The organism is Lentibacillus juripiscarius, assembly GCF_042685205.1.
GTDB lineage: Bacteria > Bacillota > Bacilli > Bacillales > Amphibacillaceae > Lentibacillus > Lentibacillus juripiscarius.
Genome location: NZ_JBHUNA010000040.1, coordinates 60,895 through 76,588, shown reverse-complemented (window position 1 = coordinate 76,588; position 15,694 = coordinate 60,895). Strand labels below are relative to the sequence as shown.

Annotated in this window: 14 protein-coding genes and 2 pseudogenes; 12 read left to right on the top strand and 4 right to left on the bottom strand. The window is 46.2% G+C overall.

Features of this window, described 5'->3' with window-relative positions; all coding sequences use genetic code 11:
• The first annotated feature begins 9 nt into the window (after window positions 1-9).
• The 7 genes from buk (at window position 10) to ACFSUO_RS15340 (ending at window position 7,664) form a co-directional block, all read left to right on the top strand.
• Entirely contained in the window at window positions 10-1,116 is a 1,107-nt protein-coding gene (buk, locus tag ACFSUO_RS15370; RefSeq protein WP_382395729.1) for a butyrate kinase, read from the top strand.
• The gene (lpdA, locus tag ACFSUO_RS15365) at window positions 1,100-2,521 is read left to right on the top strand and encodes a dihydrolipoyl dehydrogenase (RefSeq protein ID WP_382395679.1); all 1,422 of its coding nucleotides are present in this window, start codon (window positions 1,100-1,102) and stop codon (window positions 2,519-2,521) included. Before buk ends, lpdA begins: the two co-directional genes overlap by 17 nt.
• A 47-nt stretch (window positions 2,522-2,568) precedes the next feature.
• Window positions 2,569-3,561: a thiamine pyrophosphate-dependent dehydrogenase E1 component subunit alpha gene (locus tag ACFSUO_RS15360; protein WP_382395677.1), complete on the top strand. Its 993-nt coding sequence runs from the start codon at window positions 2,569-2,571 to the stop codon at window positions 3,559-3,561.
• Window positions 3,562-3,576: 15 nt separating this feature from the next.
• Window positions 3,577-4,560, top strand: coding sequence for an alpha-ketoacid dehydrogenase subunit beta (locus tag ACFSUO_RS15355; protein ID WP_382395675.1), 984 nt, complete (start codon window positions 3,577-3,579; stop codon window positions 4,558-4,560).
• Window positions 4,561-4,588: 28 nt separating this feature from the next.
• Window positions 4,589-5,869: a dihydrolipoamide acetyltransferase family protein gene (locus tag ACFSUO_RS15350; RefSeq protein WP_382395673.1), complete on the top strand. Its 1,281-nt coding sequence runs from the start codon at window positions 4,589-4,591 to the stop codon at window positions 5,867-5,869.
• A 211-nt stretch (window positions 5,870-6,080) separates the two neighbouring features.
• The gene (locus ACFSUO_RS15345; protein ID WP_382395671.1) at window positions 6,081-6,512 is read left to right on the top strand and encodes a BrxA/BrxB family bacilliredoxin; all 432 of its coding nucleotides are present in this window, start codon (window positions 6,081-6,083) and stop codon (window positions 6,510-6,512) included.
• Window positions 6,513-6,680: 168 nt separating this feature from the next.
• The gene (locus ACFSUO_RS15340) at window positions 6,681-7,664 is read left to right on the top strand and encodes an aromatic acid exporter family protein (protein ID WP_382395669.1); all 984 of its coding nucleotides are present in this window, start codon (window positions 6,681-6,683) and stop codon (window positions 7,662-7,664) included.
• Between the two features lie 89 nt (window positions 7,665-7,753).
• On the opposite strand, the gene prli42 is transcribed toward ACFSUO_RS15340, so the two are convergent.
• Entirely contained in the window at window positions 7,754-7,891 is a 138-nt protein-coding gene (prli42, locus tag ACFSUO_RS15335; RefSeq protein WP_382395667.1) for a stressosome-associated protein Prli42, read from the bottom strand.
• A gap of 112 nt (window positions 7,892-8,003) precedes the next feature.
• On the opposite strand from prli42, the pseudogene ACFSUO_RS15330 reads away from it, so the two are divergent.
• The 4 genes and pseudogenes from ACFSUO_RS15330 to ACFSUO_RS15315 form a co-directional block, all read left to right on the top strand.
• A pseudogene (locus tag ACFSUO_RS15330) lies at window positions 8,004-8,441 on the top strand (methylmalonyl-CoA mutase family protein); the annotation flags it as partial.
• Window positions 8,442-8,448: 7 nt separating this feature from the next.
• Window positions 8,449-8,652, top strand: a pseudogene (locus tag ACFSUO_RS15325) (carboxyl transferase domain-containing protein); the annotation flags it as partial.
• Between the two features lie 43 nt (window positions 8,653-8,695).
• Window positions 8,696-9,823 carry a M20/M25/M40 family metallo-hydrolase gene (locus ACFSUO_RS15320; RefSeq protein ID WP_382395665.1) on the top strand — a complete coding sequence of 376 codons (1,128 nt, stop codon included), beginning with the start codon at window positions 8,696-8,698 and terminating at the stop codon, window positions 9,821-9,823.
• A gap of 585 nt (window positions 9,824-10,408) precedes the next feature.
• Window positions 10,409-11,647 (top strand): DNA polymerase IV, encoded by a 1,239-nt coding sequence (locus ACFSUO_RS15315; RefSeq protein WP_382395663.1) that lies wholly within the window; start codon window positions 10,409-10,411, stop codon window positions 11,645-11,647.
• Between the two features lie 149 nt (window positions 11,648-11,796).
• On the opposite strand, the gene rnz is transcribed toward ACFSUO_RS15315, so the two are convergent.
• The 3 genes from rnz to ACFSUO_RS15300 are packed head-to-tail and all read right to left on the bottom strand — an operon-like array spanning window position 11,797 to window position 14,516.
• Entirely contained in the window at window positions 11,797-12,726 is a 930-nt protein-coding gene (gene rnz, locus ACFSUO_RS15310) for a ribonuclease Z (RefSeq protein WP_382395727.1), read from the bottom strand.
• Between the two features lies 1 nt (window position 12,727).
• Complete coding sequence (gene namA, locus ACFSUO_RS15305) at window positions 12,728-13,744, bottom strand: NADPH dehydrogenase NamA (protein WP_382395661.1); 1,017 nt, start codon at window positions 13,742-13,744, stop codon at window positions 12,728-12,730.
• A gap of 16 nt (window positions 13,745-13,760) precedes the next feature.
• A complete protein-coding gene (locus ACFSUO_RS15300; protein ID WP_382395659.1) occupies window positions 13,761-14,516 on the bottom strand; it encodes a glycerophosphodiester phosphodiesterase in 756 nt (251 codons plus the stop codon).
• 177 nt (window positions 14,517-14,693) lie between these two features.
• Between ACFSUO_RS15300 and ACFSUO_RS15295 the strand changes: the two genes are divergently transcribed.
• Window positions 14,694-15,665: an MBL fold metallo-hydrolase gene (locus ACFSUO_RS15295; protein ID WP_382395657.1), complete on the top strand. Its 972-nt coding sequence runs from the start codon at window positions 14,694-14,696 to the stop codon at window positions 15,663-15,665.
• Window positions 15,666-15,694 lie beyond the last annotated feature (29 nt).

Below are 15,694 nucleotides of genomic sequence, written 5' to 3'. Positions count from 1 at the left end.
TATCACCCTCTGCGAATTTTAGTGATTAACCCAGGATCAACGTCAACAAAGATTGGCGTATTTGATAACAGGAAATGCATTCTGGAAAAGACTATCCGTCATTCTTCCGATGAACTGGCATTTTTTAAACGTACGATAGAACAGTACACATTCAGGAAGCAGATCATTTTGCAGCAGCTGGACACGGAAGGGATAAACGTCTCGAAATTAAGTGCTGTCTGTGGGCGCGGCGGTCTGCTCCGGCCCATAGAGGGCGGCACATACGAAGTTAACCAAGCAATGCTTCTGGATTTGCGTAATGGTTATAATGGGGAACATGCATCAAATCTGGGGGGCATCATCGCCCACGAAATCGCCAGTGGACTAAATATTCCAGCATTTATTGTCGATCCTGTTGTGGTGGATGAACTGCAGGATATTGCAAGGGTATCCGGTGTTCCGGAACTTCCGCGAAAGAGTATATTCCATGCGCTAAACCAGAAAGCCGCTGCACGCAAAGCTGCCGAGGAGTTAAACACTACATACGCCGAAGCCAGATTGATTATCGCTCATATGGGGGGAGGCATTACTGTCGGAGCCCACCAAAATGGAAAAGTCATTGATGTTAACAATGGGCTTCATGGTGATGGCCCATTTTCCCCGGAGCGGGCCGGGACTGTACCCGCCGGTGACTTGGTCTCGATGTGTTTTTCGGGCCAGCATTATCTGGATGAAATAATGAAGAAACTGATAGGTCGTGGTGGCTTAACAGCTTATCTGGACACGAATGATGCTACGAAAGTGGAAAAACGGATAGAAAACGGGGATGGTGATGCCGCCTTTATTTATGATGCGATGGCTTACCAGATAGCAAAAGAAATTGGGGCGGCAAGTACCGTGCTGCATGGGAATGTTGATGCAATCGTCCTGACTGGTGGGCTGGCGTACGGTAAAATGTTTACGGATATGATTATTGACCGGGTCCATTGGATTGCGGATACAATCATTTATCCGGGTGAGGATGAGCTGCAAGCATTATGTGAAGGTGTACGACGGGTTTTGCAGGGAGAAGAAGCAGCAAAGATCTACCCAACCAACGATAGAGAGGAGCAATCATTATATGGCGAAAGATTATGATTTAGTGGTCCTTGGTGGAGGAACGGGCGGCTATGTCGCAGCGATCAGAGCTTCACAGCTGGGGATGCAGGTGGCTGTTGTTGAAAATGGTGAACTTGGCGGAACCTGTCTTCATCGCGGCTGTATTCCGTCCAAGGCACTGCTCCGGAGCGCTGAAGTATTCAGGCAGACAAAGGAAGCAGCAACATTTGGAGTGGACACCGGTGAACCGGCACTCAATTTTATAAATGTGCAGAAACGCAAAAACCGTATCGTCGAGACACTTCATCAAGGTGTTCAAGGTTTGATGAAAAAAGGAAAAATTGACGTTTTTAAAGGATTTGGACGGATTCTCGGCCCCAGTATATTTTCACCAATGCCTGGCACCATCTCCATTGAGTATGAAAACGGGGACGAAAATACGATGATCGTGCCCAAACATGTGCTGATTGCGACTGGCTCACATCCAAAATCACTTCCCGGGCTGGAAATTGACGGCGACTATGTGATGAGTTCCGATGAAGCATTACATATGGAAGCATTGCCTGAATCGATGATTATTGTAGGCGGTGGTGTCATCGGCATCGAGTGGGCTTCTATGCTGGCTGATTTCGGAGTGGACGTAACGGTCATGGAGTATCTGGAGCAAATTTTGCCGACTGAAGATGAGGAAGTGGCCGCAGAGACAGAAAAACAGCTGAGGAAAAAAGGAATCCGCTTTGTTAAAGGAGCAAACGTGCTGCCTGAAACTATTCAAAAGGACAATGGGGTCACCGTTGAAGCGGAAACAGGCAATGGGAAAGAAACGTTTACGGCCGGCAAAATGCTCGTTTCGGTCGGGCGTGGTGCCAACACATCCAATATTGGTCTGCAAAATACGGACATCGCTGTTGAAAAGGGTTCTATCAAAACAAATGACTTTTATCAGACGGAAGAGTCGCATATTTATGCCATTGGTGATGTAATTGGTGGTATGCAGCTTGCTCATGTTGCTTCCCATGAAGGGATTATCGCCGTGGAGCATATGGCAGGTGAGAATCCTTGGCCACTTGATTATGACCAGATTCCAAGCTGTATTTATTCCCATCCGGAGGCTGCACGAGTCGGCTTGACAGAAAAACAGGCTGTGGATAGAGGATTAGACGTCAAAATAGGCAAATTTCCATTTAAGGCGGTCGGCAAGGCTCTGGTACATGGGGAGTCGGATGGCTTCGTCAAGATAGTCGCCGACAAAAAGACAGACGATGTCCTTGGAGTGCATATGACAGGGCCACATGCTACGGATATGATTTCAGAAGCTGGATTGGCCAAAGTCCTGGACGCTGCACCTTGGGAAGTAGCACATAGTGTTCACCCACATCCATCGCTTTCGGAAGTGGTGGGAGAGGCAGCACTTGCTGTCGATGGTAAGCAAATACATGGATAAGCGTTTGTCGACAGGATATTTCAATTTATTAAAGGAGGGAACAGCATATGGCAAATAATCGCCATGAATCATTGGGGCTGACCAATGAACAAGTGTTGGATATGTATAAACATATGCTCCTGGCCCGAAAACTGGATGAGCGGATGTGGCTGTTAAACCGGGCGGGGAAAATACCGTTCGTCATTTCCTGTCAGGGACAGGAAGCATCGCAAATAGGCGCATCATTCGCGCTGGACCGCACGAAAGATTATACTGCACCATACTATCGGGACATGGGCGTCGTTCTGGCATTTGGCATGACGGCAAAAGAACTGATGCTGTCAGCTTTTGCGAAAGCGGAAGATCCTAATTCCGGCGGCCGTCAGATGCCGAGCCATTTCGGACAGAAGAAAAATAGAATTTTAACACAGTCCTCTCCGGTAACGACACAAGTTCCGCACGCTGTAGGTGTCGCACTGGCCGCCAAAATGGAGAAGGAAGACTTTGCTTCGTTTGTCACATTGGGAGAAGGTTCATCCAATCAGGGTGATTTTCATGAAGGGCTGAATTTTGCCGGGGTGCACAAGTTGCCGGTCATTACAATGGTGGAAAACAACAAATACGCCATTTCTGTGCCACTGGATAAGCAAATTGCCAGTGAGAATGTTTCTGATCGCGCCTCCAGCTACGGCATGCCTGGTATAACGGTTGATGGGAATGATCCGCTTGCAGTTTATGAAGCGGTTAAAAAAGCAAGGGAACGTGCGCTTAATGGTGAAGGCCCGTCATTGATTGAGGCTGTCGCTTACCGGTTCACTGCCCATTCAAGTGATGACGATGACCGTCAATACCGGGAAAGTGCAGAAGTGGACGAAGCGAAGAAAAACGACGCCATCATCACATTTGCGGCCTATTTGAAAGAGACAGGTGTGATGACGGATGAGGCGGAAAACGATATGGTTGCTGAAATCGATGCAATCGTCAATGAAGCTACTGATTATGCGGAAAACGCACCATATCCGGAACCGGAATCCGCTCTTGGGTATGTATATGAAGAATAAGGGAGGGAAACACCAATGCCAGTTCAATCATATATCCAGGCTATTACAGCTGGATTAAGAGAAGAAATGCTGCGTGACGAAAACGTTTTTGTCCTTGGTGAGGATGTAGGCAAAAAAGGTGGCGTTTTCGGTGCTACGAAAGGTCTTTATGAAGCGTTTGGCGAATACCGTGTGCTTGATACGCCGCTCGCTGAATCAGCCATAGCCGGTGTTGGCATTGGGGCGGCCATGTACGGTAAGCGTCCTGTAGCGGAAATGCAGTTTGCTGACTTTATAATGCCGGCAGTGAATCAGATTATATCCGAAGCGGCCAAGATTCGGTACCGGTCAGGTAATGACTGGAATGTACCTATGACCATCAGGGCACCGTATGGCGGGGGTGTGCATGGCGCCTTATATCACTCACAGTCTGTTGAGGCCGTATTTGCGAATCAGCCCGGGCTGAAAATCGTTATGCCATCGACACCTTATGATGCCAAAGGTTTATTGAAAGCGTCCATCCGGGACAATGATCCGGTACTCTTTTTTGAACATAAACGAGCGTACCGCTTATTGAAAGCGGATGTCCCGGAAGATGATTATGTGCTTCCGATTGGAAAAGCAGACATTAAGCGAGAAGGTGCCGACGTGACGGTCATCACATACGGTCTGGCTGTCCATTTCACATTGCAGGCAGCCGAAAAATTAGAAGAAGAAGGAATAAGCACGCATGTTCTTGATCTCAGAACCGTTTATCCGCTTGACCAGGAGGCCATTATCGAGGCAGCTCAAAAGACCGGAAAAGTGCTGCTGATTACCGAGGATAATAAAGAAGGAAGCATAATCGGGGAAGTGGCAGCCATCATCGCGGAAAATTGCCTGTTCGACCTGGACGCTCCTGTACAGCGGCTTGCCGGTCCGGATGTGCCTGCCATGCCATTTGCGCCAACAATGGAAAAATACTTTATGATCAATCCGGATAAAGTGGAAACAGCTATTCGTGATCTGGCGGAATTTTAATGACGTGTGCTAAAAGGAGGGATGCATGATGGCAACAGAAAATATTAATATGCCGCAGCTTGGCGAAAGCGTGACAGAGGGCACAATAAGCTCCTGGCTGGTCGGTGCAGGTGATAAGGTCAATAAATATGATCCGATTGCAGAAGTCATGACAGATAAGGTGAATGCGGAAGTCCCGTCATTATTCACAGGTGTCATCAAGGAACTTGTCGCACAAGTTGGGGATACGATTCAGGTAGGTGACCTTATTTGCTATATCGATACCGAGGAGGAAGTCAGTACAGATACATCCGCCGGCAATGACAGCAATGATCAGCCGCAGGAAGACAATGCCGAAAAAGAATCTGGCAGTAAAGACACATCGATGAAGAAACGATATTCGCCCGCTGTTTTAAAGATGGCACAAGAGAATGATATTGATTTGCAACAGGTTGAAGGAACAGGGCGCGGTGGCCGGATAACGAGAAAAGATATGGAACAGGTTATTGCTTCCGGTTCTGAGCCGAAAGCAGGCGAGACGAAAGCCGGAACATCTGCTTCGAAAACAGAGGAACCAGCGCCGTCAAAGGCTCCAGTTCAGGAAACTTCATCAAAGCCGGCTGCTGCCGCAGGTGATATTGAAATACCTGTGACCGGCGTAAGAAAAGCCATTGCCCAGAATATGGTCCGCTCAACGCAAGAGATTCCGCATGCGTGGATGACGGTGGAAGTTGATGTCACTGATCTTGTGGCCTATCGTAATCAGATGAAGGACACATTTAAGGAAAAAGAAGGTTTTAGCCTTACGTTCTTTTCCTTTTTTGTAAAGGCTGTTGCCCAAGCACTGAAAGAATATCCGCAGTTGAACAGCACATGGGCAGAAGACAAGATTATTCAACGAAAAGATATTAATTTATCGATTGCCGTCGCAAAGGATCAGGAGTTGTTCGTTCCGGTCATCAAAAATGCTGATGAAAAAAGCATTAAAGGAATCGCTAAATCCATTCATGAACTGGCCGCAAAAGCGCGTTCCGGTACATTGACTGCTGATGATATGCAAGGTGGTACATTCACTGTTAATAATACAGGTTCTTTCGGATCCGTACAGTCGATGGGTGTCATTAATCATCCGCAGGCAGCAATCTTGCAGGTTGAATCTATTGTAAAACGGCCGGTCATTATGAATGACATGTTTGCGGCACGGGATATGGTGAATCTATGTCTGTCACTCGACCACCGTGTTCTGGATGGGCTGATTGTTGGACAGTTCCTGGCACGGGTCAAAGAAATTCTTGAAAATATCAATAAAGAGACTACTAGCGTTTATTGAACACGTCGCTCCGCCGAATAATTCCTGGTACAGGGCAGCAGAGACCGGCACATCAGCAGCCCTTTTGCAGAAACGGGATAATAAACATCCGGAGCATCTGCAGTTTGGAATGAACCGGGGAAGTTGTCTGCATTGAAAAGACGCCTTAAAATTGATAAGCTGAAACTAGTTACACTTAAAAATAACCTCTTATAAGGAGTTGAACATTTATATGGATTTTGATCTGTTCATGAAGGACGTTGTAGATGCAGCGCGGAGTGATGTTAAAGAGGCAGGCTACGAGGAACTGACGACACCTGAGTCAGTTGAAGAGGCAATGAACCGCGAAGGATCGACGTTAGTTATGATTAATTCGACATGCGGCTGTGCCGGCGGTGTTGCACGTCCTGCAGCAGCAAATGCCATTCATTACGATAAGCGGCCTGATCATTTGGTCACCGTTTTTGCTGGACAAGACCGGGAGGCGACGGATAAGGCACGGGAGTATTTTGAAGGGTACCCGCCATCATCACCGTCTTTTGCTTTCCTAAAAGATGGCAAAGTTGTCACCATGCTTGAGCGGTCTGATATTGAAGGCTACAGTGCAGTTGATGTAGTCGGTAAACTTCAAAAGGTGTTTGATGAACACTGCGAAGAAATCTAAACATAACCGGTACACAACCGGTATTGAAGTGAGGCTGTCTCAAATTGAACGGGTCAGCCTCATTTTGTATCACAAGATGACACATTTGTCTGAAAGAGGATGTTCAAAAAGTATTGGAGATGGCTGGAGAATTAGAACTATTTCAGTAACCGATAAGGGGATATTATAGTGCGAATCGGCTACAGGACGATTAAAACAGCAATAGGCACTCCGATTTCCATTTCTGTTGCACAGCTATTAGGGGTGACCAATTTCGTGTCTGCGGGAATTTTGACGATTTTATGCATTCAGCCTTCCCGTAAACGTTCTGTTTTGAGTGCATGGCACCGCTTCCTGGCCTGTGTGATAGCTTCATTGTTTTCTATTATCTTTTTTGAACTGATTGGCTACCATCCAGTCGCTGTTGGAATAATGCTGCTTTTGTTCATACCGGTAACGGTGTTCTTGAAGGTGACGCCCGGCATCGCCACAAGCTCTGTCATTATTTTGAACTTATACGGACAGGAAGGTATTTCCCAGTCATTCCTGATTGATCAATTTTTACTGATTATTGTCGGAATTGGCACTGGTTTGCTTGTCAATTTGTATATGCCTAGCCTGGACAAGCAGCTGAAGCAGAAACAATCCGACCTGGAACGCAATTTTCAGGCTATTTTGCATGAATTCGCCTTATACATACGCGATAAAAATGAGAATTGGGATGGGAAAGAGCTAACAAAATGTGAAGAACTCTTGCAGGAAGCGATGGATCTGGTATCACTGGATAAGGAGAATCATCTGCTAAGGACCGAGCATCCTTATCATGACTATTTCGTGATGCGAAACAAACAGTTCGAATGTTTGCAAAAGATGCTGCCATTAGTCACCAAACTGCCCGAAACAGATGCCATCTCAGTAAAAATTGCTGATTTTTTTGATAAACTGTCAGGTGTCGTGCACCCAGGCAATACAGCGATTCTTTATCTGGATGAACTGGAAAAACTGCGTGATACGTTTGATGAAGAAGAATTACCGGAGACATATGAAGCTTTCATCACACGAGCCAATTTATTCCGGCTGCTGCACGAGATGGAAGATTATTTGCTGCTGAAGGAAAAGTTTAAACAAAGTGATGTGCCAGCAAGAAAACGAATAAAAAAAAGACCGGGATAATCTGATCGCCAGTCCTTTCTGCATGAAAACGGTTTAAACATCTGGTTCTTTAGAACAACCATCGGGATCCGGATGCGGGCTTATTTATTTTATATAAACATAGACAGCCCCATCGTCAGGGTCGATAATACCATAGCCAGAATCATAATATATATGATGATTTTCATTCGGCGTTCACGTTTTGATGTTTTGCGGGGAGCTTGCACATTTGCTGTTTTTTTAGCCATATTAAATCCTCCTCACTCCTTATTCGTAACTGTATTTTATCGTTAATTCATGAATTGGACAAGTGCCATAATCGTATTTATTTTTAATAATTGGAAATGGGGGCTCCGATCGATGCATGATGAACATTCACCGTCCAAACGGGATAACTGGAAAAAATCCGTTGAGAAAACATTGGAACGCTTTCCGGAACGAAAGGACACATTTACTACTTCTTCCGATATAGAAGTGGATCGGCTCTATTACCCTGCCGATGACGAGGAGTATGAAGAGAAACTGGGGTATCCGGGAGAATATCCCTTTACAAGAGGAATACAGCCGACCATGTACCGCAGCCGCCTCTGGACGATGCGCCAATATGCAGGGTTCGGTTCTGCTGTGGAAACAAATAAACGGTTCCGCTACTTGCTGGAACAGGGGCAGACAGGATTATCCGTTGCGTTCGACCTGCCGACACAAATCGGCTATGATTCTAATGATCCGATGGCAGAAGGGGAAGTAGGAAAAGTCGGTGTGGCCATTGACTCGCTTCATGATATGGAACAACTGCTTGATAGGTGAAAGCCCTGAGGCGACAAGGCAAGAAAAAATCACCACCTATCGGGACAAGTTTGCCAATCCATATGTGGCAGCCGGTCTTGGCATGATAGATGATATCATTGACCCAAGGGAAACAAGAATCAAACTTATTCAAGGGCTGGAAATGCTCTATCACAAAGACGAAAAACGACCAGCCAAAAAACATGGCAACATCCCATTATAATCGCAGAACGGAAACAATGCAGCTGACTTAGGAGGAAAAAATGATGATTTCCATTAACAAGGACAGATTGGTTGAGGAATTCTTTGAGCTTGTTCAAGTTGATTCAGAAACAGGCCATGAAACAGATATCGCCAATGTTTTAACCAAAAAATTTACAGAACTTGGTCTGGATGTAACGGAGGATGACAGTAAAGAAAAGACGGGTCATGGGGCAGGCAATTTAATCTGCACGTTAAAAGGCACAAAAGAGAATGCAGACCCGATTTATTTCACTTCTCATATGGATACCGTAGTGCCAGGCAACGGCATTAAACCATCCGTGAAAGACGGGTACATCGTATCAGACGGGACAACTATTCTTGGTGCCGATGATAAAGCCGGACTGGCTGCCATTTTGGAAACAATCCGGACACTGAAGGAAAATAATGTGGAACATGGTGACATCCAATTTGTCATTACGGTTGGAGAAGAATCCGGACTGGTTGGAGCAAAAGCACTGGACGGTTCGTTGCTTCAAGCGAAATATGGCTATGCGATTGACAGCAACGGTGCCGTCGGCGATATTATTGTAGCAGCCCCGACGCAGGCCAAATTGCATGCTGTCATGAAAGGAAAAACAGCACACGCCGGACTGGCACCGGAAAAAGGTGTTTCAGCTATTACGCTTGCCGCAAAATCCATTGCCAAGATGCCGCTCGGTCGGATTGATGAGGAAACGACAGCCAATATTGGGCGGTTTGAAGGCGGCAAACAGACCAATATTGTTGCCGATCATGTTGAAATACTGGCTGAAGCAAGGTCACTTGATCCGGAAAAAATGAAAAAACAAGTCGATCAAATGAAGGAAGCATTTGAAGATACTGCCGCGGCTTACGGTGGCAGTGCAGAAGTAGATGTAAAAACAATGTATCCTGGATTTAAGCTCGATGAAGGTGATGAAGTAGTGAAGGTTGCTCAAAATGCTGCCAGATCCATCGGCCGGGACAGCACGTTACAAGCGAGCGGCGGCGGAAGTGATGCCAACGTTATCTCAGGTTTGGGCATTCCTACCGTGAATCTGGCTGTCGGTTATGAGGAAATCCATACAACAAATGAACGGATTCCAGTTGACGAACTGGTGAAAGTCACAGAACTAGTGACAGCGATTGTACAGGAAGCAGCGAACGTCTAAAAGTACAACTGCTTACTGATAGGTTGGAGCCCCTTTTCGAATGAAAGGGGTTCTTTTTCAGTGGCCTCGACTTTTGGTCTTGATAAGCCTTCTCTCGGACTTTTCGGCCCGGTTTTGGATGGCTTTTGGCCTTGAGAAGCTTTCTCTCGGACTTTTCGGCCCGGTTTTGGGTGTCTTTTGGCCTTGAGAAGCTTTCTCTCGGACTTTTCGGCCCGGTTTTGGGTGTCTTTTGGCCTTGAGAAGCCTTCTCTCGGACTTTTTAGCCCGCTTTTGGATGACTTTTGGCCTTGAGAAGCTTTCTCTCAGACTTTTTAGCAGCGATTTTCCGCCACGGAGGCTGAAGCCGTGCCCGCGGTAAAGAAGACTACGAAAGCGAACGAAGAGGGCTTGAGTAGATGTCGCGCTTATGCCCTGTGGGCGAAAGCGACTGTCCGAAGCGGAAATCACTGTTACCTCTACGTCGTATTTTATAGAAATTGTTAAGCGGGGTTTCATTCTCTAGGATAACGCAAAAAGCAGTAGTCTTTTAGATAACAGCCTATGTGATATAATGTAAGAAAATCGTTTTAAAAGGAATGTCTAGTGATGGCACAATGGTACCCGAAAAAAGGCAGGGTTATCTTTCATGTCGATATGAATTCTTTCTACGCTTCCGTTGAAATGGCCTATGACCCATCTTTAAAAGGCAAACCGCTGGCAATTGCCGGTAATCCCGAAGAACGGAAAGGGATTGTTGTAACAAGCAGCTATGAGGCAAGGGCAAAAGGCGTCAAGACAACAATGCAGCTATGGGAAGCACGGAAATTATGCCCGGAACTCATTGTTCTGCGTCCCAACTTTGAACGGTATCGGACCGCTTCAAAGGAAATGTTTCAAATGCTGGCAGCAATCACGCCGTACGTTCAGCCGGTTTCCATCGATGAAGGCTATATGGATGTAACTGGAACAGAAGAGCACGGCAGCCCAATCGACATTGCCCAGAACCTGCAGCAAAAAATCAGCAATGAACTGGACCTGCCCTGCAGTATCGGGATTGCTCCCAATAAATTTCTTGCAAAAATGGCCTCCGATATGAAAAAACCGATGGGGATTACGATATTGCGAAAACGGGATATCGAGGAAAAACTTTGGCCCCTGCCAATCGAGGAAATGTATGGTGTCGGCAGTAAAACAGCTGTTAAAATGCGCGCAATTGAAATTGGCACAATCGGTGATCTCGCGGATGGGGACGCTTACCAGCTGAAACAGTTATTTGGCATCAATGGCGAGCGGCTGAAGAACAGGGCGAACGGAATGGATGAACGGCCTGTTGATCCGGATGCAGTAAACGAATTTAAAAGCATTGGCAGTTCACAGACATTGCCTGTAGATACGACAGATGAGGCAGAAATACGTAAACTGATGCATCAGCTGGCTGAAAATGTGGAACGAAGAATGAAGCGAAAGCAGGCGGCAGGGCGAAGCATACAGATTATGATTAGGTATCATGACCGTACAACCGTAACCCGGAGCAAGAAACTGCATGATTATATTGATAAGAAAGACGATATCCTTTATGCGGCTGAGGATCTCTTTCAGAAGCACTGGAATACCGAACCAATCCGGCTGCTCGGAATAACGGTCCAGGATGCAGATGAAAAGCAGAATATCGCCAGACAGCTTGATTTATTTACGTATGAAAAAGAAGCGGAGAAAGAAAAACTGTACACTGCGATGGATCATTTAACGCAAAAATATGGAGAAAATACGTTTAAACAGCTGCGGGACGACACTGACGAACAGCCCCGGACAAGCTTCCAAAAAGATTTTCTGGATGACTTTTAGAAAAACTTGGCATTCGCCTCGTCTTATAGCGAATGCCGAAGTGTTTCTTATAAGGTCATCCAGAAATGCTTTCTGACGTTATAAAAAATGAGCGTTCCTGCCGTTCAAAGAGGGAACGCTCATTTTGATTCTATCTTCCGTGCATTTAGCTAGTTGCTGTCAATCGCTGTCTGATAAAAGTCATATGCAAGCTCCGTCTCCGGAAAAATTTCCCTCGCTTCATCAAGCAGTTGTTCATCATCGCCATCCTGATAGCGCGACGAAATATGGGTCAGTATCAGTTTTTTTACATTACTGTTTCTGGCCAACGCTGCTGCCTGCTGCGTTGTTGAATGAAAGTAGTCTGCTGCCAGATCCGCCCGGTCACTGCCAAAAGTAGCCTCATGCACCAGTACGTCGGCTTGGTCTGTAAGCGTCCTGGCGGTATCCGTTGCGCGTGTATCACCGAGAACGGCAATGATGCGTCCTTTTTTATCCGGACCAATATACTGTTTGCGGTGAATGATGCGTCCATCCGGCAGCCGGACAGCATCATTCTCTTTAATTTGCTGATAGACCGGGCCCGGTTCAATCCCGTCATTCTTCAGTCTGTCAACAAGCAGTCTGCCTGGCCGGTCTTTTTCCATTATTCGGAACCCAAAGCTTGGAATACCGTGCTCAAGCTGTTTGCACGTGACAACAAACTGCTCATCCTCCAATAATTCACCTTCTGTAAATTCTACAATCGAAAGGGGATAGGCAAGACTTGTCCCGCTTAGAGACAGGCTTGTTTCAATAAATTCCTTAATCCCTTTTGGACCATAAACGGTTAAAGGCGTAGGGATATCCCCACCCTGAAAGGAACGGCTGCTCAACAATCCGGGCAATCCAAAAATATGATCCCCATGCATGTGGGTGATGAAAATTTTGGAGATTTTCCGCGGTTTAATGCTGGTGCGCAAAATCTGATGCTGGGTCGCTTCCCCGCAGTCGAACAGCCAGATGCTGTTTTGCTCCTGCAGCAGTTTTAGGGCTATGGAGGATACATTCCGCTCTTTGGACGGCACGCCTGATCCGGTGCCAAGAAGGACGAGTTCCATGTTATCGCCATCCCCGCTCATATTGTTTTGGTGCATCCACTGTATAGCCCAGTTCATCGGCTGCTGCTTTCGGCCAATATGGATTTCTTAACAGCGCACGACCGATAAACACGAGGTCTGCACGGTCATTTTGCAAAATTTCTTCAGCCTGCAGCCCTGTCGTTATCAGACCGACTGCACCGGTAGCAATCGCTTCTTGTTCTTTGATTGTTTCACAGCGCTTCAGCTGATAGCCGGGATATGGACTAATAGATGCTGGAACAACCCCACCGGAACTGCAGTCAATTAAATCGGCTCCCTGGTCTTTCATCTGGCGGACAAAGTAAAGGATATCTTCCAGTGTGCTGCCGTTCGTATCATATTCATTTGTCGAGATGCGGACGAAAAGGGGGCCATTCCATACGGTTTGGACGGCCTCGATAACCTGTGACAGGAAACGGTACCGGTTTTCAGCACTGCCGCCATATACATCTCCACGTTTATTGGTGAGTGGTGACAGAAATTGATTGATTAAATAGCCGTGTGCCGCATGAATTTCGATTATGTCAAAACCAGCCTCTTTCGCACGCCTCGCTCCATCTTTGAATGACTCAATTGTATTTTCAATATCTTTTAATGTCATTGCTGTCGGTGTTGCTGATGATTCATTGAATGCAATTGCTGAAGGGGCATAGATGTCCGAGTTGAGCCGAGCTTTCCTTCCCGCATGTGCCAGCTGGATGCCAGTCTTTGCACCATAGCGATGGATTTGTTCATTCAGATGTTTCAATCCTTCTGTATGTTCGTCACTCCATATGCCTAAATCTTCATGGGAAATCCGACCTTCCGGCATAACAGCGGTCGCTTCTGTCATAATCAGACCTGCCTGGCCAACTGCCCGGGATATGTAATGGGTCTCGTGAAATGGCGTTACGCTCCCGTCCCGTTCCATACAGGAATACATGCACATTGGCGACATCACAATCCGATTTTTTAGCTGGACATTGTTGAATTCGATTGGTGTGAATAATTTCGTCATTTTGATTCCTCCTGAACTATTTTTCCTTCCGACTGTTAAACTGATGACGATATTGAATGGCCGCTTCTGGAAAATCAGTGAAAATAGCGTCACAGCCCATTGAAAAACAGCGCAGCATTTGGACAGGTTTATTAGTCGTGAACACACGGACCGCCATATGCTCCTCATGACTCCGGTTTATCAGTGCCTGGCTGAGCAGCCGGTATTTTATATGTATGGCCGACGCCTTTAAATCTTTGGCATACGTTATGAGCTGTTTGTGACGCTCCGCTGTTAATAAGGCTGCACCGGTTTTCGCGCCAATTTCGTTCAGCCGTATAACACTGTTTGGGTTAAATGTTGACAGTATCGTACAATCCAATAATCCATAAAAAGCGATTTTATCATAAACAATTGTTTCCAGATTCTTATAGTCTATTTTATTATTTTTTAGTTCAATGTTTAAATATAATGCCTTATCGCGGATCCAAACCAGAAATTCATCCAGCGTTACTACTCGGGAGCCGGTAAATTTAGGGGAAAACCATGAACCGGTATCAAGCTGTTTCAATTGATGTAATGTATAGCCCTGTATAAATCCGGAACCGTCTGTCGTTCGATTAACACGCTCATCATGCATCAATACCGGAATATTATCTTTTGTCAAATGAACATCTGTTTCGATACCATCAGCGCCTTGCCAGTAAGCAAGCTGGAAGGCGGCCATCGTGTTTTCCGGCGCATACCCGCTCGCACCCCGATGTGCAAAAATGTTGGTTGCCAATCCACTCACCTCTTGTTTGATTGTGTGTTATTTTTTGAGAGAAGTCAATGTATATGGGGAGGGAAGTGATTATGACGCTGGGGCTGCTTGCCAATTTGTTGATTTGAAATAGCTGATTTTTTTCTGAAAAGGGTATATAATAACAACCATGAACTGAATGGTTATTCATTTTGGAGGATATTAATTATGAAGGTACTGGACAAAACAATCAGTCAACTTACCGTGCCAACACCATTTGCAGTAGGGGATGCACATGTCTATTTGCTTAAAGGAGACACATTATCCCTGGTCGACGCTGGCGTGAAAACGAAAGCAGCATGGGAGGCACTGAAAACGCAGCTCCGTCAATTGGGCTATGCACCAAACGATATTGAACAGATTATCTTAACGCATCACCACCCGGATCACATTGGTTTAATAGAAGCATTCCCTCGTGCTGAGCGCATCGTGGCACATCAAAACACGGATGCATGGCTCAGGCAGGATGAAGCCTTTCTAGCATGCTTCGAGGCATTTTTCAGGCAATTGCTCACTGCTTGCGGCGTTCCGGAAGAGCTGATGCCGAAAACCAGTGAAGAGCGCAGCACATTGCAATTGACCGGGAAAGGGCAGCTGACGGATGTGCTTGACGAAGGGGACACACTGCCCGGGCATGATGATTGGCACGTTATTGAAACGAAAGGACATGCGCAAAGCCATTTGTCTTTTTTGCGCAAACGCGATGGAGCGTTTATTGGAGGCGACCATTTGCTTTATCATATTTCGCCCAATCCGCTCCTGGAACCCCCTGCGGAGAATAACAAAGAGCGCCCAAAACCACTGCTTCAGTACCGGGCCAATTTGCTTAAATGTCAGTCCCTGGATATTCAGACAGTCTATCCCGGGCATGGTCCCATTTTTTCGGATGTGGAAAAATTGATTCCTGTACGTCTGCAAAAGCAGGAGAAGCGGGCAAATAAAGTATATGATCTTCTGCTAAAAGGCGCTCAGACTCCATTTGATAGTTGCAAACAAATTTTCCCAAAGAAATATGAAAATCAGCTGAATCTGACTATGTCGGAAACGCTTGGACAGCTGGACTATCTGGAAGATGCAGGACTCGCTGCAAAAACGATAAAAGACGGTATTTACTATTACGCCGCCAAGAATCGTGCGTAATGAAACGTTTTTTCGCAGGATCCTTTCGA

What these genes read in the sequence shown, in the direction of transcription:
- ACFSUO_RS15315 (WP_382395663.1), top strand. Translation starts at nt 10,409, where the DNA reads ATGGCACAATGGTACCCGAAAAAAGGCAGGGTTATCTTTCATGTCGAT.
- ACFSUO_RS15350 (WP_382395673.1), top strand. Translation starts at nt 4,589, where the DNA reads ATGGCAACAGAAAATATTAATATGCCGCAGCTTGGCGAAAGCGTGACA.
- ACFSUO_RS15320 (WP_382395665.1), top strand. Translation starts at nt 8,696, where the DNA reads ATGATTTCCATTAACAAGGACAGATTGGTTGAGGAATTCTTTGAGCTT.
- ACFSUO_RS15360 (WP_382395677.1), top strand. Translation starts at nt 2,569, where the DNA reads ATGGCAAATAATCGCCATGAATCATTGGGGCTGACCAATGAACAAGTG.
- ACFSUO_RS15295 (WP_382395657.1), top strand. Translation starts at nt 14,694, where the DNA reads ATGAAGGTACTGGACAAAACAATCAGTCAACTTACCGTGCCAACACCA.
- rnz (WP_382395727.1), bottom strand. Translation starts at nt 12,726, where the DNA reads ATGGAACTCGTCCTTCTTGGCACCGGATCAGGCGTGCCGTCCAAAGAG.
- lpdA (WP_382395679.1), top strand. Translation starts at nt 1,100, where the DNA reads ATGGCGAAAGATTATGATTTAGTGGTCCTTGGTGGAGGAACGGGCGGC.
- namA (WP_382395661.1), bottom strand. Translation starts at nt 13,744, where the DNA reads ATGACGAAATTATTCACACCAATCGAATTCAACAATGTCCAGCTAAAA.
- ACFSUO_RS15345 (WP_382395671.1), top strand. Translation starts at nt 6,081, where the DNA reads ATGGATTTTGATCTGTTCATGAAGGACGTTGTAGATGCAGCGCGGAGT.
- ACFSUO_RS15355 (WP_382395675.1), top strand. Translation starts at nt 3,577, where the DNA reads ATGCCAGTTCAATCATATATCCAGGCTATTACAGCTGGATTAAGAGAA.
- prli42 (WP_382395667.1), bottom strand. Translation starts at nt 7,891, where the DNA reads ATGGCTAAAAAAACAGCAAATGTGCAAGCTCCCCGCAAAACATCAAAA.